Source organism: Nocardia sp. NPDC051911, from assembly GCF_040681035.1.
In the GTDB taxonomy this organism is placed as follows: Bacteria; Actinomycetota; Actinomycetes; order Mycobacteriales; family Mycobacteriaceae; genus Nocardia; species Nocardia sichangensis.
In genome coordinates this window covers 15737-36057 of record NZ_JBFAXY010000019.1, presented here as the reverse complement: position 1 = coordinate 36057, position 20321 = coordinate 15737, and the positions used below count along the sequence as shown (strand labels likewise).

Annotated in this window: 19 protein-coding genes; 7 read left to right on the top strand and 12 right to left on the bottom strand. The window is 68.0% G+C overall.

What is annotated here, in order from left to right; all coding sequences use genetic code 11:
- Window positions 1-216 precede the first annotated feature (216 nt).
- Complete coding sequence (locus AB0L97_RS22915) at window positions 217-1035, top strand: glycosyltransferase family 2 protein (RefSeq protein WP_355073243.1); 819 nt, start codon at window positions 217-219, stop codon at window positions 1033-1035.
- Between the two features lie 182 nt (window positions 1036-1217).
- Here the strand turns inward: AB0L97_RS22915 and AB0L97_RS22910 are convergent, their stop codons facing one another.
- Window positions 1218-2384: a class I SAM-dependent methyltransferase gene (locus AB0L97_RS22910; RefSeq protein ID WP_364432780.1), complete on the bottom strand. Its 1167-nt coding sequence runs from the start codon at window positions 2382-2384 to the stop codon at window positions 1218-1220.
- A gap of 14 nt (window positions 2385-2398) precedes the next feature.
- Here AB0L97_RS22910 and rfbC point away from each other — a divergent pair, with 14 nt between their 5' ends.
- Entirely contained in the window at window positions 2399-2962 is a 564-nt protein-coding gene (rfbC, locus tag AB0L97_RS22905) for a dTDP-4-dehydrorhamnose 3,5-epimerase (protein ID WP_364432777.1), read from the top strand.
- Here rfbC and AB0L97_RS22900 read toward each other — a convergent pair.
- The 4 genes from AB0L97_RS22900 to AB0L97_RS22885 are packed head-to-tail and all read right to left on the bottom strand — an operon-like array spanning window position 2940 to window position 6680.
- The gene (locus tag AB0L97_RS22900; protein ID WP_364432983.1) at window positions 2940-3974 is read right to left on the bottom strand and encodes an SDR family oxidoreductase; all 1035 of its coding nucleotides are present in this window, start codon (window positions 3972-3974) and stop codon (window positions 2940-2942) included. The genes rfbC and AB0L97_RS22900 overlap by 23 nt on opposite strands.
- Window positions 3975-3979: 5 nt before the next feature.
- A complete protein-coding gene (locus AB0L97_RS22895; protein ID WP_364432774.1) occupies window positions 3980-4648 on the bottom strand; it encodes a PIG-L family deacetylase in 669 nt (222 codons plus the stop codon).
- Complete coding sequence (locus AB0L97_RS22890; protein WP_355073250.1) at window positions 4627-5400, bottom strand: glucose-1-phosphate cytidylyltransferase; 774 nt, start codon at window positions 5398-5400, stop codon at window positions 4627-4629. Before AB0L97_RS22890 ends, AB0L97_RS22895 begins: the two co-directional genes overlap by 22 nt.
- On the bottom strand, window positions 5397-6680 hold the full coding sequence (locus AB0L97_RS22885; protein WP_364432770.1) for a class I SAM-dependent methyltransferase: 1284 nt from the start codon (window positions 6678-6680) through the stop codon (window positions 5397-5399). The genes AB0L97_RS22890 and AB0L97_RS22885 overlap by 4 nt, the downstream gene beginning before the upstream one ends.
- Window positions 6681-7131: 451 nt before the next feature.
- On the opposite strand from AB0L97_RS22885, the gene AB0L97_RS22880 reads away from it, so the two are divergent.
- From AB0L97_RS22880 to AB0L97_RS22870, 3 genes are all read left to right on the top strand, one after another.
- Complete coding sequence (locus AB0L97_RS22880) at window positions 7132-8649, top strand: sugar transferase (RefSeq protein WP_355073254.1); 1518 nt, start codon at window positions 7132-7134, stop codon at window positions 8647-8649.
- Window positions 8650-8819: 170 nt separating this feature from the next.
- Window positions 8820-9647, top strand: a complete 828-nt coding sequence (locus AB0L97_RS22875) for an alpha/beta hydrolase (RefSeq protein ID WP_364432766.1) — start codon at window positions 8820-8822, stop codon at window positions 9645-9647.
- 41 nt (window positions 9648-9688) lie between these two features.
- Window positions 9689-10096, top strand: a complete 408-nt coding sequence (locus AB0L97_RS22870; protein WP_364432763.1) for a hypothetical protein — start codon at window positions 9689-9691, stop codon at window positions 10094-10096.
- Window positions 10097-10127: 31 nt separating this feature from the next.
- Here AB0L97_RS22870 and AB0L97_RS22865 read toward each other — a convergent pair whose 3' ends face one another.
- Window positions 10128-10871 carry a lysophospholipid acyltransferase family protein gene (locus AB0L97_RS22865; RefSeq protein ID WP_364432760.1) on the bottom strand — a complete coding sequence of 248 codons (744 nt, stop codon included), beginning with the start codon at window positions 10869-10871 and terminating at the stop codon, window positions 10128-10130.
- A gap of 11 nt (window positions 10872-10882) precedes the next feature.
- Window positions 10883-11632 carry a lysophospholipid acyltransferase family protein gene (locus tag AB0L97_RS22860; protein ID WP_364432980.1) on the bottom strand — a complete coding sequence of 250 codons (750 nt, stop codon included), beginning with the start codon at window positions 11630-11632 and terminating at the stop codon, window positions 10883-10885.
- Window positions 11633-11708: 76 nt separating this feature from the next.
- Between AB0L97_RS22860 and AB0L97_RS22855 the strand changes: the two genes are divergently transcribed.
- Both AB0L97_RS22855 and AB0L97_RS22850 read left to right on the top strand, forming a co-directional pair.
- Window positions 11709-12671 (top strand): hypothetical protein, encoded by a 963-nt coding sequence (locus AB0L97_RS22855; protein ID WP_364432757.1) that lies wholly within the window; start codon window positions 11709-11711, stop codon window positions 12669-12671.
- 42 nt (window positions 12672-12713) lie between these two features.
- On the top strand, window positions 12714-14252 hold the full coding sequence (locus AB0L97_RS22850; RefSeq protein ID WP_364432754.1) for a Rieske 2Fe-2S domain-containing protein: 1539 nt from the start codon (window positions 12714-12716) through the stop codon (window positions 14250-14252).
- 54 nt (window positions 14253-14306) lie between these two features.
- Here the strand turns inward: AB0L97_RS22850 and AB0L97_RS22845 are convergent, their stop codons facing one another.
- The 5 genes from AB0L97_RS22845 to AB0L97_RS22825 all read right to left on the bottom strand — a co-directional run bounded on the left by AB0L97_RS22845 (window position 14307) and on the right by AB0L97_RS22825 (window position 20232).
- Complete coding sequence (locus AB0L97_RS22845) at window positions 14307-14648, bottom strand: hypothetical protein (RefSeq protein WP_039794242.1); 342 nt, start codon at window positions 14646-14648, stop codon at window positions 14307-14309.
- A 164-nt stretch (window positions 14649-14812) separates the two neighbouring features.
- On the bottom strand, window positions 14813-15838 hold the full coding sequence (locus AB0L97_RS22840; protein ID WP_364432750.1) for a MauE/DoxX family redox-associated membrane protein: 1026 nt from the start codon (window positions 15836-15838) through the stop codon (window positions 14813-14815).
- A gap of 54 nt (window positions 15839-15892) precedes the next feature.
- Window positions 15893-16834, bottom strand: a complete 942-nt coding sequence (locus AB0L97_RS22835; RefSeq protein WP_355073267.1) for a DMT family transporter — start codon at window positions 16832-16834, stop codon at window positions 15893-15895.
- An 81-nt stretch (window positions 16835-16915) separates the two neighbouring features.
- Window positions 16916-18259, bottom strand: coding sequence for an MFS transporter (locus tag AB0L97_RS22830; protein WP_364432746.1), 1344 nt, complete (start codon window positions 18257-18259; stop codon window positions 16916-16918).
- A gap of 185 nt (window positions 18260-18444) precedes the next feature.
- Window positions 18445-20232, bottom strand: a complete 1788-nt coding sequence (locus AB0L97_RS22825; RefSeq protein WP_355073270.1) for a bifunctional diguanylate cyclase/phosphodiesterase — start codon at window positions 20230-20232, stop codon at window positions 18445-18447.
- Between the last annotated feature and the right edge of the window lie 89 nt (window positions 20233-20321).

The window sequence follows — 20321 nt, the reverse complement described above, 5'->3', positions numbered from 1 at the left end:
CCGTTCGCCGCACCGTGAAGTCGTCTGCCGAACTCGTTCACGGCCGGAAAGTATAAGGCTGCACGCCGGATTCATCCTGGTCGCGCAGAGGTGCGGTAACTGATATCCAGCACTGGGAATTCCGAATGCAGATGCCAACTCGCGGTGAAATGTGGCATAGTTTCGGCAATTACGAGGCAATGTCCGATCGCGATTCTGGCAAAGGGGCGGCTTGGGATGCGGAAACTGTCGGTGTGCGTGCCGGCCTACAACGCGGAACGAACTCTGTCCGCGACCCTGGACTCGGTGCTGGCCCAAGATCTCGATTTCGAAGTCGTGATCCTCGACAACGCGAGCACCGACCGCACCGGTGACATCGCGCGAGCGCGGCGCGATCCGCGCGTGCGTGTGCTGCGCAACGATCGGGTACTGCCGATCGGCGCCAATTGGGACCGGGCGATCCGGGAATCCACCGGGGACCTCGTGAAGGTGGTCTGCGCCGACGACATCCTGCGTCCCGGCGCCCTCACCGCGCAGTCGGCGGAGTTCGACGACGACGCGATCGCGTTGTGCGCGGGCAGGTTCGACGTGATCGACGAGTCCGGCGACATGCTCGAGACGGGGCTTGGGCTGCCGCAGCTGGTCGGCAGGCACGGCAGCCGCCATCTGGCCCGGATGATCGTGCGTCGCGGACCGGCCGACTTCGGCCCGACCGCGGCCGCCATGTTCCGGCGTACCGACTACGACGCCGTCGGCGGACTGCGCGGCGACCTGGTGTTTCCGATGGATGTGGACCTGTTCGCCCGCGTCGGCAGCCGCGGCGCTTTCGTCGGGCTCGGCGACATCGTTGCCGCGTGGCGGAACTCCTCGTTCAACCTGTGCAGTCGCACCTCGACCCGTAGCAAGCTCACCGAGCAGCTGCGATTCCATCATCGCCTGGGCGCCGATCACCCGGATCTCGTGCGTCCGGCCGACGTGCTGGCCGGTGATCTGCGTCTGGTCCGGGCGTTGGGGACGCGGCTGCGGGTGCGAGCGCGGGCCACGGTAGGCCGCTGAGCACGATCGCGGTCGCTTCTGTCCGGTAGGGTCCACTGTCGATCACACCGTCGAGCTCGTGCCGTCGACAGCGGCGGTGCCGCCGCACATCGGCAAGTCAGCCACGATCATCAGCGCAGTGGCCGGTGCGACCGAGTCAGCCGGCCAGTGCAGCCGGTGTCGGCGCATCCGAGGGGTGGTGTTCATCGGTACGGCTGTCCTTCGCTCGTGAACTGCTGGCCGGGGGCGGCCCAGGGGGTGTGGCGGTCGTCCACACCTCCTTTTCTGGGTCCGCGGGGATCGTCGAGGAACCAGCGACCGTCGAGTTCCGGAAGTCCGGACGACACTTCACCCAGCAGGTCGGGCAGCGTCAACAGCACCCGGTCGGGTGCTGCCTCGATCAGCTCCCGTGGGCTGATGATCGGGATGTCGGTGCCGGGCATTCGGCGTCCCTGCTTGGCGGGCGCGACGTCGGCGACGCCTGCGACAAGCCCCTGGTGCGCACCAGCCAGCGACAGCAGGGCAACCGCCCGGGACGCTGCCCCGTAGGCATAGACTCGCTGCCCGGCCGCGGCCGCATCGATCAGCCAGGTCCGCAGCGCGCGCACGTGATCGTCCACGAACCGCTGTAGCAGGCGCAGCGATTCCGGGGTGATGATCTCGCGTTCGCGGGACAGGATCTCGCGCACGGTGCGGTCGGGCGCTGCGGGCCCGCGTCGAGCTGCCACCAGCACCGTCCCGCCGTAGAGGTCGAACTCCCACGCGGTGGTCACGCTCATGCCCGCGCCGGTGAGCGCCAGGCTCAGCGCATGCAGGGAGTAGTACGCGAAATGCCCGTGGCGCAACGCGTTCCACTGCCGCTGTGCCACGATGGCGGCGAGCGAGTGGTACTGCAACAGCAACAATCCGCCCGGGGCGACGGCCGCGGCGCGGGCGGCGAAGGCTGCACGCTGGTCGGGTTCGTGCATGATGCCGAAACAGTCCAGGACCAGCTCCGCCTGCGCGGCGTCGGCTTCCGCGCAACCACGCTCGGCCAGCAACGGCAGCCACGAACCACCGTGCGGGCTGCCGAATTCGATGACCGTGTTGCCGCGCAGCAGGCCGGCCGCGTCGACCCGCGCAATCGCGTCAGCGGCCTGATCACGGAGAGCCTGCGGCTCCACTCCGCGGGGTTCGGACCCCACGGTGTCGTCTTCGGCGAGTTGTGCCAGCTCGCATCGCGCACACCGCACCATCCGCAGCTGATGCGTGGTCTCCGCCGGCGTCACCGGTCGTGCCGCGGGCGGGAAATCATCGGCCGCGGGCACCGTCCCGAGATCCAGGACGGTGTGCAGAACGGCGCCGGAGCAGGCGCGGCAGCGACCGGTCATGACACGATGCCGGTGTGCGTATCGAGCAGACCGACCTGGCCGACGTGGTGGTGCTGATCCCAGCGCCCGTCCGGGACGACCGGGGCCTTTTCACCCGGACCTTCGATGCCGACGAATTCGACTCTCACCTGGGGATTCCAGGAATTTCCGCCAGTTTTGTGCAGGACTCGCAGTCCCGGTCGCGCCGGGGGGTGGTGCGCGGCATGCACGGCCGATCCGGGCGCGGCGAGGCCAAGCTGGTCCGCTGCGCACACGGCGCGGTGCACGACGTGCTGGTCGATATCCGGCCGTCGTCGCCGACGTTCGGCCGGACGCAGGCGTTCCGGCTCGACGACGAGGAGTTCCGGCACCTGTACGTGCCGCCGGGATTCCTGCACGGATTCCAAGCACTCACCGACACCGCCGACGTGTGCTACCGCATCGATCGGCCGCACGATCCCGCCGAAGATCTCGGCGTCGCCTTCGATGATCCGGACTTGGCGATCGCCTGGCCGCTGCCGGTGACGGTGATGTCGGATCGCGACGCGAACGCGGGACGATGGGAGCATCTGCGGGCTACCCTGTCGCCGGCGCGGTGACCGCACACAGCCGCGGGTCCAGCGCGCCGGACGCGCGCAGCCGCTGGAGCCACGTGAGTCGCGTGAATCGCTGGAAGAAGGCGTCCTGGGTGAGGCCGCGTTCGGTGTACTCACGGTAGAGTTCGGCGGCGCCGTCGGGCACCGACCACCGCGCCTCGAACCCGAGCACCGCGCGAGCGGCGGAGAAGTCGACCCGGTAGGAGCGTGGGTCGGCCCCGGTCTCACCGGTGACCAGCAGCCGCGACCCCGGCACGGTGGCCACCACCGACTCGGCGATCTCGGCAACGGTGAGGTTGTTTCGCTCGGTCCCGATGTTGAACGCCCGGCCGGCGACGGCCGACGCCGGTGCGGTGAGGCAGCGTTCGAAGGCTGCCGCGATGTCGCGGGCGTGGACCAGCGGCCGCCAGGGCGTGCCGTCGGAGAGCACCTTGACCACACCGGTGAGGACGGCGTGACCGACGAGATTGTTGAGCACGATGTCAGCGCGGGGGCGAGGCGAGAATCCGAACGCGGTGGCGTTGCGCAGGAACACCGGAACGAAGTGGTCGTCGGCCAGCGCCGCGACGTCGTCTTCGACCCGCACCTTCGACTCGGCGTACGGGGTGATCGGCCGCAGCGGCGCCGACTCGGTCACCAGCTCGTCTCCGGCGGCCCCGTACACCGAGCAGGTGGAGGCGTACAGGAACCGTGACACACCGGCTTCTTTCGCGAGCCGAGCCAGACGCACCGAGGCGCGATGGTTGATCTCGTGGGTGACTTCCGGCGCGAGCGCGCCCAAAGGATCATTGGACAGCGCGGCGAGATGGACGACCGCATCGATGCCGCGAAGGTCTTCGATCCCCACCGATCGCAGATCGAGGCGCAGGCCCACCGGGTCACCGGCGAACTCGCCGAGCAGGCAGTCGGCGAACCACCCGGTGTCGAGCCCGATGACCTCGTGCCCGGCGGCCCGCAGTATCGGGACCATGACGGTGCCCAGGTATCCCTGATGCCCGGTGACCAGGACTCGCATCGTTGTCACTGCTTCTCCCATCGAATGACGGCCTTGTCCACCACGAAGGCTTCGGCGTACTCGGTGCGGCACTGCACGCCGCGGATCCGCGCGGAGGCGAGGAACGCGGTTTCGTCGAACCAGTCGCGACCGGTCTGGGACGGGTAATGCCGGTGCAGCAGTTGCGATTTCCGCTGGACCAGCTCCGCGTCGACCGGGTGGAACACGGTCGGCGCCGGTGTGTCGACCTCCGCCTTGAGGATCTCGTAGCCGAGGATCAGGTGGTCGCGGAACTCGGTCGGCACCAGCTCCGCGAGCGTGCGGTGATCTTGGTGCGCGTCGCCCGGTTGCGGGGCGAACACCAGGTCCGGTTCACCCGCCCGGCGAAACTCCGCTACGGCCGTCTTGATCCGATCCCAGTGCGCCGGTGCTCGTCCGTCCGGGACGTCGAGCACCGTCAACTCCGGTGTCCGTCCGGCGCAGAAGGCGGTGAGCGCCGCCCGTTCCTCCTCTTCGCGCTCGGTGCCCGCACCGGAGAGGACCAGCGCGCGCACCCGCATACCCGGATGGTCGCGGGTCAGCGACAACAGCGTGGCGCCCATGCCGATCGGGATGTCGTCGCAGTGCGCGCCGAGCAGGGCGATCTCGGCGGGCCGCGGGGGAAGCAGCGCGATCACGGCTCCCACACCATCCATGGCCGGTGTCCGCTGCGGTAGGCCGCGTCGAGTTCGGCGCGCTCCTTGAATGTATCCGCCGGCTTCCAGAATCCGTCGTGGCGGTAACCGAACAACCGGCCCTGGCCTGCGAGCGCTCCGCAAGCGTCCTCCACCAGATCTCCGCCGGGTGGCAGCAGGTCGAAGATCTCCCGGCCGAGCACGAAATAGCCGCCGTTCTCCCACAATGGCATATTCGCCACGGGAACGATGTCCTTGACCTCACCGGTAGGGCTGAGGTCCACGCAGTGGAACGACGATTGCGGCGGCACCACCATGAGAGATGCCGCCGCCCCCGAAGCGTGGAACTGGGTGATCATCTCGTCCAGGGGAGCGTCGGTGAGGACGTCGGCGTAGTTGGCCAGGAAGTGCTCGTCGTCGCCGAGATGCTCGCGCACCCGGCGCAGGCGCTCCCCGATGGCCGACTCCACGCCGGTATCGACCAAGGTGATCGTCCAGTCATCGATGTCGCTGCCGAGCAACTCGACCCGGCCGTTGCGGATCACGAAGTCGTTGGACGCCGACTCCCGGTAGGTGAGGAAGAAATTCTTGATGTGTTCGGCGCCGTATCCGAGGCACAAAATGAATTCGGTGTGGCCGTAGTGCGCGTAGTACCGCATCACATGCCAGAGCAAGGGGCGCGGGCCGACGAGTTGCAGCGGCTTGGGCACCATGTCATCGCTACCTCCGCGCATGCGCATGCCGTAGCCACCGCAGAACAAGACGACTTTCATCGGCGCCGGTTTCCTTTCGACTCGGCTCCGGCCTGCACCGTGCGGGCCGGGAACGCCGGGTCGATCACGTGCAGCTCGGGCAAGGGATAGGCGAGCCGACCGCCCCACTCGGCGACATGCCGCAACTGTGCGGTGATCTCGGACTCGAGATTCCAAGGCAGCACCACGATCACGTCCGGGCGATCGGCGTCGAGCCGGGCCGGCGGGTGGATCGGGATTCGCGTTCCCGGTGTGAATCTGCCTTGTTTGTAGGGGTTGCGGTCGACGGTGTACTCGAGCAGGTCAGGTCGGATCCCGCAGTAGTTGAGCAGTGTGTTGCCCTTGCCCGGTGCACCGTATCCGGCGACGCGTTTGCGCTGGCGCCTGCAGTCGAGCAGGAACCGAAGCAACTCGTGCCGCACCGACTCGGCACGCTCCCGCAGCGATGTGTAGCCGACCACCGAGTGCAGTCCGGCGGCGCGCTCGAGGTCGAGCACCACCCGCACCCGGTCGCTCACCGCCTCCGCGGCGGCATCGGGGCGCACCCACAGCCGGATCGAACCGCCGTGCGTCGGTAGCCGATCGACATCTACCACGGTCAATCCGGCGACAGCGAGCGCACGCTGCGCCGACAGCACGGTGTAGTACTGGAAATGCTCGTGGTAGATGGTGTCGAACTGACCGAACTCGACCAAGTTCAGCGCATGGTGGACTTCGATGGTCAGCATGCCGTCATCCGCCAGCAGGATGCGCAGCGCACGAGTGAACCCGCGCAGATCCGGGATGTGGGCGTAGACGTTGTTCGCGATCACCAGATCCGCGGGGCCGTGTTCGGCACGGACGCGGCGTGCGGAATCCTCGTCGAGGAAGACGGTTTCGGTGGGCACGCCCGACTCGCGAGCCGCCGCTCCGACGTTGGCCGATGGCTCGATGCCCAGGCATCGGATGTCGCGGTCGACGACGTGGCGCAATAGGTAGCCGTCGTTGCTGGCGACCTCTACCACGAAGGAGTTCCTGCCCAGCCCCAGCCGTGCGGTCGCGGTGTCGACGAACTCGCCCGCGTGCCGGACCCAGCTGTCGGAGTAGGAGGAGAAGTAGGCGTATTCGGTGAAGGTGTCCTCCGGCGTGATCAGCGCCGGAATCTGCAGTAGCAGGCAGTCGGCGCACACCCGGAGGTGCAAGGGATAGGTCGGCTCGGGCAGGTCGAGTTGATCGGCGGTGAGGAACGATTCGCACGGCGGTGTGGCGCCGAGGTCCAGAATGCTGGACAGCCTGTCGGAGTCACAGAGTCGACAGCGCACAGATCCGATCCTTTGCTCGAAACGCCCCGGCCCGCCGGAACGCCTGTCGCGGCACACGGAAGCAGAAGCTGCCCGGCGTATCACGAGATGCGCGCGACGAGAACGTCATTCGTGGTACCGACCGCACCTGTTGCGACCTTCAGCGTACCGACGGCAATATCGGCCGGGTTACACATCCGCGTTACTAACTGTGATATAGGGCACATTTCATATTCGCACTCGTGGTGTTATTCCAAACGCGCATCACAATGGGTCGCTGGGCGGATTCGCATCAGTTAACATCCCGATCACGCTGCCTCGCGCACACCTTCTGACCGGCGAGAAATGTTGTGACACTTGCCGATCAAGTGCCGAGGAAGCGCTCGGTAGAGGCGGTCGGGACGCTGCCGGGACAGCCGATCCTCGGATCGGGTAGCAATTCCACCGTTGCCCCAGGAGGGGTGTTCTCTTGATGAAATCCAAGGCTGTCCCGGAATGGCATGGGACCGCCGAAATCCCACGATCCTTCACGGTTACCCCGGTTACCGTCTCGACCCGTAAGGCCTGGCGATCGGAGTACGTACGCCGCCTCGCCATCACCGATTTCGCCGCCGTATCCATCGCTGTGGGGAGTGCGCAACTGATCCGTTTCAATGAGGGCGGCGCTCCGCCGCTGGCTTGGGAAGGGCCGTACCGGGTCGGCTACACGATGGTATCCGGGGCGCTGGTCGCGGGCTGGTTCGCGATCCTCGGTAGTGCGGGCAGCCGTGCGCCGCAGCTGGTCGGCAGCGGTGTCGAGGAATTCCGGCGGCTGATGTCGGCGACGATGCACCTGTTCGGCGTACTGGCATTCACGTCACTGGCACTCGAAATCAAGTTCGCCCGAGGGTATCTCGCGATCGCCTTTCCGGCGGGCGTACTCGCGGTGGTCGGCGGACGACTGTGGTGGCGCCACCAGCTTGCCAGGGCACGCCGCCGGGGACGCTATCGTTCGGCCGTACTCGTGGTCGGTACGGCCGAAGCGGCCGCGGCGATATCCGCGGCGTTCGCCACAGACCCGGGCGCCGGGTACAACGTTGTCGGCGCCTGCGTGCCGGGTGGGCAATCAGGAGATGCGCCGCTGGCGTTCACCGGCGGCACGGTCGCGGTCGTCGGCGACGACAGCGCCGTACTGCGGGCGGTCCTGCACACCCACGCCGACACCGTCGCCATCGGTCCGACCCGGCATCTCGGTCCGACCGAGTTGCGCAGGCTCGCCTGGGAACTGGATGCGCTGGGAGTCGAGTTCATGCTGGCGCCAGGGGCGGTCGACATCGCCATATCCCGGCTCACCAATCGGCAGGTCGCGGGAATGCCGATGATGCACATCGCCGAACCGCAGTACGAGCGGGCTCGGTCGGTCAGCAAAACGGCCTTCGACATCGTCTTCGCGACGATGTGCCTGCTACTGCTGCTGCCGGTGTTCCTCGTGATCGCGATCGCGGTGAAGACCACCAGCCGCGGCCCGGTCTTCTACCTGTCCGAACGCATCGGCCGATACGGCCTGCCCTTCCGCATGATCAAGTTTCGCAGTATGCACGACGATGCCGACCGATATGCCGAAGCTTTGATCGCACAGCAGGGTGCAAATCCGGTCTTCTTCAAGATGAAGATCGATCCCCGCGTCACGCCGGTCGGACGATTCCTGCGCAAGTACAGTCTCGACGAGCTGCCGCAGTTCCTCAACGTGCTGCGCGGCGACATGAGCGTGGTCGGGCCGCGACCGCAGGTGCGGCGGGAAGTCGACACCTACGACCACATGATGCGCCGACGCCTGCTCGTGAAGCCGGGGCTGACCGGCTTGTGGCAGGTCAGTGGCCGGTCGGACCTTCCGCTCGAAGACGCCGTGCGACTCGATCTGTCCTACGTGGAGAACGTGTCCATGCGGATGGACCTGCGGCTGATCGCGCGCACGGTCGGTGTGGTGGCCCGGGGTGACGGAGCGTACTGAAGGCCCTGCGGACCGGGCGGTAGTCGGATGTTCCGACCGCCGCTCGCGTAGGGCGGTCGAGAACGCGCCCGATCTGGGCTGAGCACAACCGCCGCCGCGAAACACGGTGTCAGTGGCCGTATCAGGCGGGTGTCAGGGTGGTGTCAGGCCGGACACCGAGAGTCGTTGCCATGACGAAGAACAGCAACCAGGCCCCCGCTTCGAAGTGGACCGGCACGGTGCCGGTGGACGATACCGCCCTGGCGGTCACCGACACCGGCGGTCCCGGTATCCCCGTGATCTACTGCAATGGCCAGTTCGCCACTCAGGGCTACTGGCGGCGGGTCATCGCCGAACTCGGCCCCGCCTACCGGCACATCACCTTCGACGAGCGCGCCCGCGGCAAATCCCGGCGTTCGGCGGACTATTCCTTCGACGCCGCCGTCCGGGACGTCGATGCGGTCTCGGCGGCCAGAGGGGTGCACCGGGCGCTGTTGGTGGGCTGGTCCTATGGGGCAGTCGTCGCGGCGCACTGGGCCGACCGGAATCCGGACCGTGCGATGGGCGCGGTGCTGGTCGACGGCGCGTTCCCGTACGACTGGCTCGACGAGGCCATGGAGCAGCGGATCCGCAAGCTGTTCAAGCGGCTGAGCTGGTTCACGCCGCTGCTGCGCCCGACCGGTCTGACCCCGCGGATGACCGCCGAACAGATGGCCGAGAGCAACATCGAGCTCGGCAAGCTCTCCCGCGAGCGTGAATTGGGTCCCCTGCTGGACCGCAGCACTGTTCCGGTGCGGTATGTGGTTGCTTCGGGGACGTCGTTCGGAAGCCGTGGCGACGAGCAAGAGCGAATCCGCACCAGCCTGGACGGCGTGTGCGCCCGCAATCCGAACATCCGGATCGGCGCGAAGGTCGCCGGCAACCACGGCGCGATCCTGCGCAAGGACTTTCGCGCCATCGCCGATGCCGTCCGCCAGACCGCACCGGCCGGAGACCAGCACGGCTCGCCGAGCCACTGACCGGCCCGCCGACCCCCCACATTTCGAAGGAGCACACCACCATGTCCATCACCCTGACCGACCAGGACAAGGCCACCGTCCGCACCGCCGCCTACGGCGCCGTATCGCTCATGGCCGCCGCCGACGCCACCGGCTCGCCCCACAAGGCCGCCACGCACGGCAGCATCGCCCTGTCGTCGGCAACCGGCCTGGTCGGGCACGTACTCGCCGCGAAGTCCAAGGACATCACCCTGAACGGCAAGAACGTCGCCGAACTCGCCGACCATGTGCTGCCTGCCCTGACCGCGGCGATGAGGCTGCTCGCGAATCAGGACCCGGCCGAGGCCGACAACTTCCGCAGCACCGTCCTCGTCGCCATCGACGCAGCCGCCGGATCCCACAAGGGCGCGCCCAGCCCCGTCCCGGCCGAGATGGTCCGCAAGATCACCGCAGCGCTCGACGCGGCCTGATCGAGTGCCGCCCTACGACGTGGCGGCGCCGTCACCGCGCCTTCGCGCGCCGCCGCCTCTCCATCTCCTCGCGTTCCAGCACAGCCGCCTCCGCGAGAGTCGGGGCGGTTCCACCGAGCCGTGCGGGGACCCAGCTGGCGCCTTCCACCATCGGATAGTCGCGTTGAGCGAGGTCCAAAAGCTCACCCATCCGCGTCCGCAAGGTGGCGGTGAGTTTCTCGGCCGGTTCATCGGGTGGGATCGGTGCGCCGATCCGGATGGTGACCGGAAAATTATGGCGGCCCAACTGCTTGGGGATGTCCTTGGTCCAGATCCGATGAGCGCCCCAGATGACCAGGGGCACGATCGGGACCCCGGCTTCGACCGCCATGCGCGCCGCACCGGATTTGAATTCCTTCAACTCGAAGCTGCGGCTGATCGTCGCCTCGGGATAGACCACGACCACCTCGCCCTCGCGCAAAGCGGTCACCGCGCGGGCGTACGACTCGGCTCCGGCCGTGCGATCGACGCCGATCGCCTTGCAGTGCTTCATGAGAAAGCCGACGATGCCGTGTTCCAGTTCGGCCTTCATCATGAACCGGACGTTGCGGCCGGACTTGCGCCCGACCAGTCCGACTTCCATGAAATCCAGATAAGCCGTGTGATTCACCGCCAGCACCGCGCCGCCGGAACGCGGAATGTGCTGCCTGCCCTGGATATCGAGGCGCAGACCCTGCGCGAAGAAGATGGCGCGGGCCAATCCGGTGAGAATGTCGTAAACCGGTTCGCGCGCCATCACGCCTCCCGCTACTGCCCCGCCGCGTTCTTGCGCGCGGCCTTCGCCTCGGCTTCGGCGGCGTCCATCGCGTCCGCCTCTTCCAGGGTAGGAGCGCTGCCGCCGAGCCGGGCCGGAACCCAGTACGCGCCGGGCTCGTGCACATAGTCCTTCTGCAGGTCGGCCAGCATTTCCCGCATGGTCGAGCGGAGCTTGGCGGTGAGTTCGGCGGCGGGCTCGAACGGCTGGATCGGCTCGCCGACCGCGATCGAGATGGGCGTGTTGGTGCGGCCCAGCCGCTTCGGGAATCCCTTCGTCCAGACCCGCTGCGCGCCCCAGATGACGATCGGAATGATCGGCACCTCCGCCTCGATGGCCATGCGCGCCGCGCCGGACTTGAATTCCTTGATCTCGAAACTGCGGCTGATCGTCGCCTCGGGGTACACCCCGACCAGCTCGCCACGGCGCAGATAGTCCACAGCGGCCTTGTAGGAATCCGCGCCCGCCGAACGGTCGACGGGGATGTGCTTGAGCGCGCGCATGATCGGGCCGGAGATCTTGTCGTCGAAGACCTCCTTCTTGGCCATGAACCGGATGTAGCGCTTCGGGGTACGCACCGGCAGGCCCGCGTAGGTGAAGTCCATGTAGCCGGTGTGGTTCACCGCCAGCACGGCGCCACCTCGGGCGGGAATGTGTTCATCGCCCTTGACGGTGAACTTCAGACCTTCGATGAAGAAGACGGTACGGGCGAGGCCGATGATCGTCCGGTAGACGGGTTCCACAAGTCCGCTAGCGTAGTCGCTGCTCGTCCCCATCGGCAGTTCGCCGCCGCCGCGCGCCGCGCCGGAGCGAGGACGCATGAGCAGCCCCGACCGCACGTCCGGAGAGAAGAGGATCGTCGAAGTGGAACGCGCCCGATCGGTACCGCGCGAGTACGACCGCAGTGCAGCACGCGAGCGGAACCGGGCCGGGCGAGCGACCCGCGCCGCGCTGGCCTGCGGCTCCGCCCTGATCGCTGCGATCGCGCTGACCGGATGCGATTCCGTCGTCGGCATTCCGGAGGAGACCCCGCCGCAGGCGGCCGTTCGCACGACACCGCCGGCCGCCGTCCCGGCCACGCCCCCGCCGAGCACCTCCGCGCTTCCGCCGGTTCCCGCCGACGCTCCGCCGGTCGGCGCGGTCGCGGGGGTGCCTGCCGCCGCCCCGGCGATGCGGCGCTGGGCGGCCGACCTGCGCTCGCACACCATCGCCGAGATGCAGGACAAGTGCTGGACCATCGCGCCCAGGAACGTCGCCGAGATGTACGGAGACCAGCAGGCCGTCCTCACCGCGTTGGCCCAGCCCGGCACGGCGGGCGAGGACGCCGTCGTCTGGAAGAGCCCGACCACCACCGTCGCCGTCCAGCGCGCCGAGATCGAGACCGGCTACGCCTGCCCGCGCGTCGCGACGGCCGGTGCGGAGATCGCCTACAACGACGCCGACGCCCGGCACACCGTGCGCCGGTACCTCTCCCGCTTCGTCGGCACTCCGCTCGACCCCGCCGACAAAGAAGGCGACTACCCTCTGATCTGTAAGGCGTCCCCGGCGTCCTGGGATCCCAAGGGCACCGGGCGTCCGAGCCCCGCGCCGCTGGCGAACAACCAGGGCGTGCTCACCGGGGCCGCCGAGTTCGCCGACCAGCAGATCCGGTCGGAGCAGGTGAACACCGACTACATCGCGGTGCTCGTGCCGGTGACCAACTCCTCCGGTGTGACGCAGACCCGCACCTTCACCTTGCGCTCCGGGACGGACGGCTACTGCATCGGCGATGTCTCGCCGTAACTACTACCCTGGTTGGCTGGTAAACAGCAGGAGGAGCAGCTAGTGCAGATCACCAGCGTCGGACACGCCGGATTCCACATCCGCACCGCGGCCGGGTCGATCCTTTGCGATCCCTGGGTGAACCCCGCGTACTTCGGTTCCTGGTTCCCGTTCCCCGACAACACCCAGCTGGACTGGGACGAGCTGGGCGCATGCGACTTCCTCTACGTCTCGCACCTGCACCGCGACCATTTCGACGCGAAGACGCTGGCCGAGCACGTGAACAAGGACGCGACCGTGCTGCTGCCGGACTATCCCGTGCCGGATCTGCGCCGGGAACTCGAGCAGCTGGGCTTCCACAAGTTCTTCGAGACCGAGGACTCGGTCAAGCACACGGTGACCGGCCCCGGCGGGGACCTGGACGTCATGATCATCGCGCTGCGCGCGCCCGCCGACGGCCCGATCGGCGACTCCGGGCTCGTGGTCTCCGACGGCGAGACCACCTGCTTCAACATGAACGACGCCCGCCCGGTCGACATGGACGTGCTGCAGGACGCCTTCGGCCATGTCGACATCCACCTGCTGCAGTACTCGGGCGCGATCTGGTACCCGATGGTCTACGACATCCCGGCCCGCACCAAGTCGAACTTCGGCAAGCAGAAGCGTCAGCGCGGCATGGACCGCGCCCGCAGCTACATCGAGCAGGTCGGCGCGACTTGGGTGGTGCCGTCGGCGGGTCCGCCGGTGTTCCTGGACGACGAGTTGCGCTACCTCAACGACGATCGCGGTGACGAAGGCAACATCTTCCCCGACCAGAAGGTGTTCCTGGAGCAGATGGAGATCCACGGCAACGGGGGCGGGATCCTGATGATCCCCGGCTCGGTCGCCGACGTGCGCGGCGCCGAGCTGACCCTGACCCACCCGAGCGACCCCGCCGAGATCTACGACAACAAGGCCGAGTACATCGAACGGATGGCCCAGCGCCTCGCCCCGGTACTGGAGGCCGAGAAGGCGACCTGGGAGCGCGGCGATGGCTCGCTGCTGGAGCCGCTGCGCAAAGTGTTCGAGCCGATCATGGCCCAGAGCGACGTGATCTGCGACGGCATCGGCTACGCGGTCGGCTTGGTGATCGGCGAGGAAACCGTCGTGCTGGACTTCCCCAAGCGCACGGTGCGCGAGCCGATCGAAGGCGAGGGGCGCTACCGCTACGGCTTCCGCATCGCGCCGGAGCTGGTGCGCACGGTGCTGCGCGACCGGGAGCCCGACTGGGTGAACACCATCTTCCTGTCCACCCGCTTCCAGGCCTGGCGCATCGGCGGATACAACGAGTTCCTCTACACCTTCTTCAAGTGCCTCACCGACGAGCGGATCGCCTACGCCGACGGCTGGTTCTCCGAGGCGCACGACGACTCCGCCTCCACCGAACTCAGCGGCTGGGAGGTGCAGCGGCGGTGCCCGCACCTGAAGGCGGACCTGTCGAAGTTCGGTGTGGTCGAAGGCAACACGCTGACCTGCAACCTGCACGGCTGGCAGTGGGACCTGGAGTCGGGACGGTGCAAGACGTCCAAGGGCCACGAATTGCGCTCGCGCAAGTTGGACTGAATCCGAGACTTCCGGCCGGCGTTCACACGCCGGCCGGAAGCGTTTGCCAACCGATTACCGGTCGGCGACCTCGCGGGTCAGCTTCGACGACCACGGACACCAGAAGCAGCCCGGCAGAAACGCGCCGCACGCCTCGTCCAGGTGATCGTTCACGTACATGATGCTGGCGTCGCAGACTTCGATCGCCATGGTGAAGAAGGTGATGGTGTCGGGGTCCAGATGGAAGTCCCAACCCGGGTTGTAGGGGGCGGGCATCTTCCGGATCCGGCCCATGACGTGGACGGACATCTGCTCGTCACCCGACAGGATGCGGCGTGCTTCGGCGATCCGCTGCTCGTTGGTGAGCTGGATGATGAACTCTTTGCCGGAGTAGTCGGTGAATGCGAAGAGCGCCATGTCTTCCCCTCTTGTCGATGGGTCGTGTTGGTTGGATGGCGAATTCCGCACCGGTGCGGTTCGATCCTATCGGCGCATCACCGTAGATTTGCTAGAAATTTGCTAACCAGTAGATAACCGGGCTCGGGTCGGTCTCGGCGGCAGAAAAGAGGTACGCCCCGAAACTAACGCGCGGCCCCGGCCGGGATCTTGTCGCGCGCCGGCTTGCGCGGCGCTGCCCGCACCGTGCTGATCAACTCGCGGATCGCGATGCCCCCTCTGGCCACCGGCGCGGCGACACGTCCCTCGGGATCGATCAGCACGGCGGACGGCGTACCGCGCACCCGGTAACGCAGGGCCGCCTCGTTGCCCTGCTGCACGAGCGAGGGAATGTCGCCCAACCCGTGCTCGGCTCCCCACGCGGCCTGCTCGGCGGCATCGCCGTTGCCGACCGCGACGATCGCGAGGGCGTCTCCGGTTCGCGCACGCCAGCGGGGCAGTTCCCGTGCCAGCGCCGCGCACAGCTCGCAGCCGGGGTGCACGAAGACCAGCAGCACCGACCTCGCCGAGGCCAAGAGATCCTCGAGCGTGGTCTTCGTTCCCTCGGGGCCGAACAGTTCGAACTCCGGCGCCACCGCACCGACGGGCAAGCCCTCAGCGCCCAGCGTGGACAACGCCTGCTCGTCCACTCGGCGGCGCAGGACACGCAGCTGGCCGGTCAACCAGGCCAGCACCGCGACCACTGCGGCGACAACCGCGCAGCCGACCGCGTTGTCGGCGGGCAGGCCCATCGGAACGCGCGGATGTGTCTGCGCGCCGATGCCGACAACCACGGCGAGCGCCGCGAGAAGAGCATTGCGCACCAGCGTCCTCGGTCCGATCGGCGCCGCGCTCGCAGCACCGAAACAGGAACAGGAAGGATGCTCGCCTCGCCGCAGCAAGCGCGTGATCGCCACGGTGAACACGGCGAGCAGCAGCAGCGCCGCCAGCGCCGCCGGGCCGCAAACCCATGGAAACAGCACACCGACCGCGATCATCGCCTCGGCGATCGGCAACCCCCAGGCCACCGCGGGCACCCAGCGCAGCGGCACCCCGAAATCGCTCACCGCCTGCCGTGCCGCGCCGCGATCCGTCAGCTTGCCCCAGGCCGACAGCGCGAAGACGACAGTCAGTCCCAGCCGCGAAACCCACACCCCGTATTCGATCAGCATGAGCGCACCCTCCCACATTCATGCACTTCGAACCTGAATGTCGGGCGAGTGTCCTCAGGACTGCGACCGAGTCGCGATGGCGACGGCGACCAACGTCAGCACACAGCCGACGATCGCGGTGGCGGACAAGCCCGCGCTGGTCGGCGTGAGCACGTCGAGGACAACGGAGGCCAGCAACTGTCCCGCCACCGAGGTGAGCCCGAGCAGCAGCACGCCGATCCACCGCACCGCCATGGCGGCGAGGGCGATGAAGGCGACGCCGATGAAACCGCCGGTGTAGAGCCAAGGCTCGGTCGGGAATGCGGCCGGGCCGCCCGAAGTCGCGATGACCACGGCCTCGATGACGAGCAGCGCGGCCAGGCCGACGCAGAAATTGACCATCGCCGCCGACATGGCTCCGCCGACCGCGCCCACCTTGCCGTTCACCGCTTGCTGCCAGGCCAGGCCGATGCCCGCCAGCGCGGGCAGCGCGATCAACAACACGGTCGGCGTGCCGCGCAGCGCGTCGGGCACGGAGAGACCACCGGTAGCGCGGTGGTGCCCGAATCCGGCTACCAGCACCGCCGCCACCCCGAGCGCCGCACCCACGAGACGCACCACGGTGACGGGCGTCCGCCCACTCGGACCGAGCCCGAGCCGGTCGACGGCCAGGCTGCTGAGCAACTGCCCCGCGACGGTCGCGACGGTGAACGCGGTGACGCCGATCGCGGCGACCGTCAGCCCCTGGCACGCGACGAAGAACGCGCCGCACAGCCCGCCGAGCAACTGCCACGGCCGCAGCCCACCCTCGGCCAGAGCCAGCCGCACCCGCCGCCCACCGTCCCGCAGCCGCCCGCTCACCGCGAACGCCACCCCCAACACAACCAGTCCCACCCCGAAACTGATCGTGGCCGCGGCGATCCCATCCTCCAACCGCGCCCCCAACGCGCCATTGATCCGCCCCTGCACCGCCACCCCGGCACCGATCCCGAACCCCGCAAACAGCCCCAACCGCACTCCCGCACGCTACCCAATCGTCGAGCGGCACATCACCGCGGCATTTCGCGAGAAGCGCTCTCGATCGTGTGCCGCCCGTGGTCAGTGGCGGGGTGGGAGCCAGCCGGGAATGAGGGCGGCGATGGCGAGGATGGAGGCGCCGAGGATGGCCAAGAGGGTGGACATGGCGGCGTGGAGGGTCAGGAGGGCGGCGAATCCGAAGACCGCTAGGGCGATCACCTCGCCCAGGAGACCGGAGACCGAGGTGACGGTCGCTCGGGCGGGACCCTCGATGGCGTCTTGGAGGCGGGCGGCCGCCACGATGCCCGCGTTGTAGACGATGCCGTAGGAGATTCCGATCGACGCGAAGCCGAGGGTGGTCAGCAAGTACACCGCGTTCGGACGACCGGTCGCGAGACCGGCTATCAGCGCGCCGCCGAGGAAGAGCACGCCCGCGACACCCACCGCGATCGACATCGTCCGGCCCGACATTCCTTCGGTGCGCCCCGCCAGCACCGACCCGGTCAGCGAACCGAGCACAGTGAGGCCCACCAGCAGTGGCACGACGGCCGTCGATACGCCCGCCTCCTCCGCCAGCAAGGCGAAATACTCGTCGAACGCCGTGATCCCGAACAGAAGCGCCTCCAGCAGCACGCCGTAGCGCACCATCCGCACGCGAAGGGCCTCGCCCACACCGGCCTTCAGCATGGTGAGGTAGCGCGCGAACGTTCCCGATCTCCTCGTGACGTCCGCCTGATCATCCCGAGTCTCGTCATAGCCCTCGATCACCGAGACCGACCCGCGTACATCCGCATTCGAACCCGCGGAGCCGCCCGTCTCACCGGCCACCACGGAAGGTGGCGCGAAAGATGCCGACTCGTCCTCTTCGAGATCATCGACGTTCGCCGCGGACACCGCCTTCGGCGCGGTAGGCAGCGAGAGCGCGACCAGCGTGTGCACGGCGGCCAGACCGACACTGGCCCAGCCGACCAGGGCATAGCCACCGATGAGATACAGCGGCGTCGCGGCGACGATCGCGATGACGACGGCGGTTTCCGCACCGGCCCGGGTGTAACCGAGGATGCGCGGATATGTCGACGACGCACCGCGGGCGGCGAGATCGTCGTACAGCAACGCTTCGAAGGTGCCGGAGGCCAGAGCGCCCGAGGTACCCCACAGCACGAACCCGGCGGCGAAGCCCGTGAAGGAGGGCGCCGCCGTCCACAGCGCGAAGCCCGCCGTCAGCAGGACACCGCTGAGCACGAGCAGTCCGCGCCGCGAAACCGTGTCGGCCCACGCACCGGAGGGCACTTCGAGCAGGAACGAGGTCATCGACCAGATGGCGAACAGCAAGGAGATCTGCCCGGTGCTCATGCCATGGTCGGCGAACAGCAGGGCATACAGCGCGTACAGCGGAATCAGTTCACCGGTGCTCTTGAAGAGCACCGCCCGAACCGTCAGCGAGCGCAGACTGAAAGTACGCGCGCTACCCGTTCGACGGGCGCGCGGCGATCCAGCGAATCAATAGGCGTAGACGAGCAACCGCATGCCGATCAGCATGGCCATCCCTGCCTCGCGGCGCAAGGGAATTACCGCTCGGGCGCGTCGAAGGGAATCGGCCGCCACGCGAATCAGGGCAACGGCACCCAGCCGTTCGCCGGAACCGAATCTCCGTCGCCCAGCTCCCGGTCGGTGACGCCTTGGCCGATCCGGCCCTTGTTCTCGTTGAGGTCGCTGATCAGCTCCGAGACCGGATGCGAATCGCTGTAGTGATACCCCTGCGCGAGCGCGAAGCCCAGTTCGGTGAGCACGGCGGCCTGATATTCGGTCTCCACGCCCTCGGCGATGACCTGCAGGTCCAGCGCGTTGGAGAGCGCGGCGATCACGCCGAGCAAGGGCGGCGCGGGCGAATCCGAGCGGATCGCGGCGACGAAGGACTGATCGACCTTGAGAATGTCGCTCGGCAGCGTGGCCAGTCGGCTGAGCGAGGAGTATCCCGTGCCGAAGTCGTCGATGGCGATGCGCACGCCACGGTCGCGCAGGGTGTGCAGATTCTCGATCGCGGTCTGGGATTCGGCGGCTAGCTCACTCTCGGTCACTTCGAGCACCAACTGGTCGGCGGGCCACCCCGTGGCGGCGAGGATGCCCGCCACCCGGTCGGCGTAACCGGTCTCGGCCAGCTCCAGCCCGCTGACGTTCACGTTCAGTGTGAGATCCAGCTGGGCGAAGGTTTCCTGCAATCGGGCGGCGTCCGCGCAGGCCCGGCGCAGCACCAGTTCGTCCAGATCGGCGATGAGGTCGTATTCCTCGGCGACGCGGATCAAGCCCTCGGTGGTGACATCCGGTTGCGCGCTCGACGACCAGCGCAGCAGCGCCTCCACACCGACCGCCTTGCCGCCGCCTTCGGTCAGGCTGACGATCGGCTGGTAGTGCACGTCGAGGGCGCCCCGGTCGATCGCCTCGCGCAGTTCCACCGCCAGCGGCAGCTGCCGCGAGGACTCCAGCACCGTCCGGTTGCGTCCGGCCTGCTTGGCCCGGTATAGGCCGACGTCAGCGCGGCTGACCAGCAGCGACCCCGATTCGCCCGGCTGCCAGGAGGTCACGCCGGCCGAGCAGCCGGTCGTCACCGCGGCGCGCAGCTGTTCGGTGAGCAGGATCGCGGCCTGCTCGGTGGTGTTCGGCAGCAGCAAGGCGAACGCGTCCCCGCCGTAACGCGCCAGGCGCTGATCGGGAGCCAGAAGTTTCGACCAGGTGTCGGCCACCCGCTGCAGGACGGCGTCACCGGCGCGGTGCCCGAGATGGTCGTTGATCTTCTGGAAACGGTCCAGGTCGACCAGCACCAGCGCGAGTCCGTGCCCGGACCTGGTGGCCTGCTGGATCGCGGTGTTCAGCGCCCGGTCGAAGCCGCGCCGGTTGAGCAGGCCGGTGAGCACGTCGATGTCGGCTTCGGACGCCATCCTGGTCAGGATCCCGACGACGACGCCGACACCGAAGGTCACGCCGGCCGGGATCAGGCCCGACCACCACGGCAACCCGGGCGTCACCGGCCGCGCGGGCAGCACCCACAGGCACAGCGCCAAGGCGAACGCGATATGGGCGGCGGCCTGCGACCAGGCGAAGAACAGGGCGGCGTCGCACGCGATGAAGACGTAGAACGCCGCGAGGCTGATCGCGCCCACCGTGTTCGGGAACGAATGCACCGCGATCGTCACCAACACCGTCGCGATCGCGACATAGACGTGATGGATCGAATGCGGCAGCCGCGGGCCCCATGCGAGCAGCGTGAGACCGAGCACCAGCGCCACCGCTGCCGCCCCGCCTACCAGCGGACGATTACCCTCTTCACCAGGGGCGATGGCGGTGATCAGCAGACCGAGCACCCCGCCCATGACGTAGAACGCCCCGGTGGTCCGAGCCATGACCATAGCCGTCGCCAACGCAGACGCGGCCCGCACCCGGGTTCGGGTATCGCCGCGAGACCCGATTCCTCGCACGACGAATAGCCTAG

Excerpts from the sequence above, each read along its gene's own strand:
- AB0L97_RS22915 (WP_355073243.1), top strand. The coding sequence starts at position 217 with ATGCGGAAACTGTCGGTGTGCGTGCCGGCCTACAACGCGGAACGAACT.
- AB0L97_RS22910 (WP_364432780.1), bottom strand. The coding sequence starts at position 2,384 with ATGACCGGTCGCTGCCGCGCCTGCTCCGGCGCCGTTCTGCACACCGTC.
- AB0L97_RS22900 (WP_364432983.1), bottom strand. The coding sequence starts at position 3,974 with ATGCGAGTCCTGGTCACCGGGCATCAGGGATACCTGGGCACCGTCATG.
- AB0L97_RS22895 (WP_364432774.1), bottom strand. The coding sequence starts at position 4,648 with ATGGATGGTGTGGGAGCCGTGATCGCGCTGCTTCCCCCGCGGCCCGCC.
- AB0L97_RS22890 (WP_355073250.1), bottom strand. The coding sequence starts at position 5,400 with ATGAAAGTCGTCTTGTTCTGCGGTGGCTACGGCATGCGCATGCGCGGA.
- AB0L97_RS22880 (WP_355073254.1), top strand. The coding sequence starts at position 7,132 with ATGAAATCCAAGGCTGTCCCGGAATGGCATGGGACCGCCGAAATCCCA.
- AB0L97_RS22875 (WP_364432766.1), top strand. The coding sequence starts at position 8,820 with ATGACGAAGAACAGCAACCAGGCCCCCGCTTCGAAGTGGACCGGCACG.
- AB0L97_RS22870 (WP_364432763.1), top strand. The coding sequence starts at position 9,689 with ATGTCCATCACCCTGACCGACCAGGACAAGGCCACCGTCCGCACCGCC.
- AB0L97_RS22865 (WP_364432760.1), bottom strand. The coding sequence starts at position 10,871 with ATGGCGCGCGAACCGGTTTACGACATTCTCACCGGATTGGCCCGCGCC.
- AB0L97_RS22855 (WP_364432757.1), top strand. The coding sequence starts at position 11,709 with ATGAGCAGCCCCGACCGCACGTCCGGAGAGAAGAGGATCGTCGAAGTG.
- AB0L97_RS22845 (WP_039794242.1), bottom strand. The coding sequence starts at position 14,648 with ATGGCGCTCTTCGCATTCACCGACTACTCCGGCAAAGAGTTCATCATC.
- AB0L97_RS22840 (WP_364432750.1), bottom strand. The coding sequence starts at position 15,838 with ATGCTGATCGAATACGGGGTGTGGGTTTCGCGGCTGGGACTGACTGTC.
- AB0L97_RS22825 (WP_355073270.1), bottom strand. The coding sequence starts at position 20,232 with ATGGCTCGGACCACCGGGGCGTTCTACGTCATGGGCGGGGTGCTCGGT.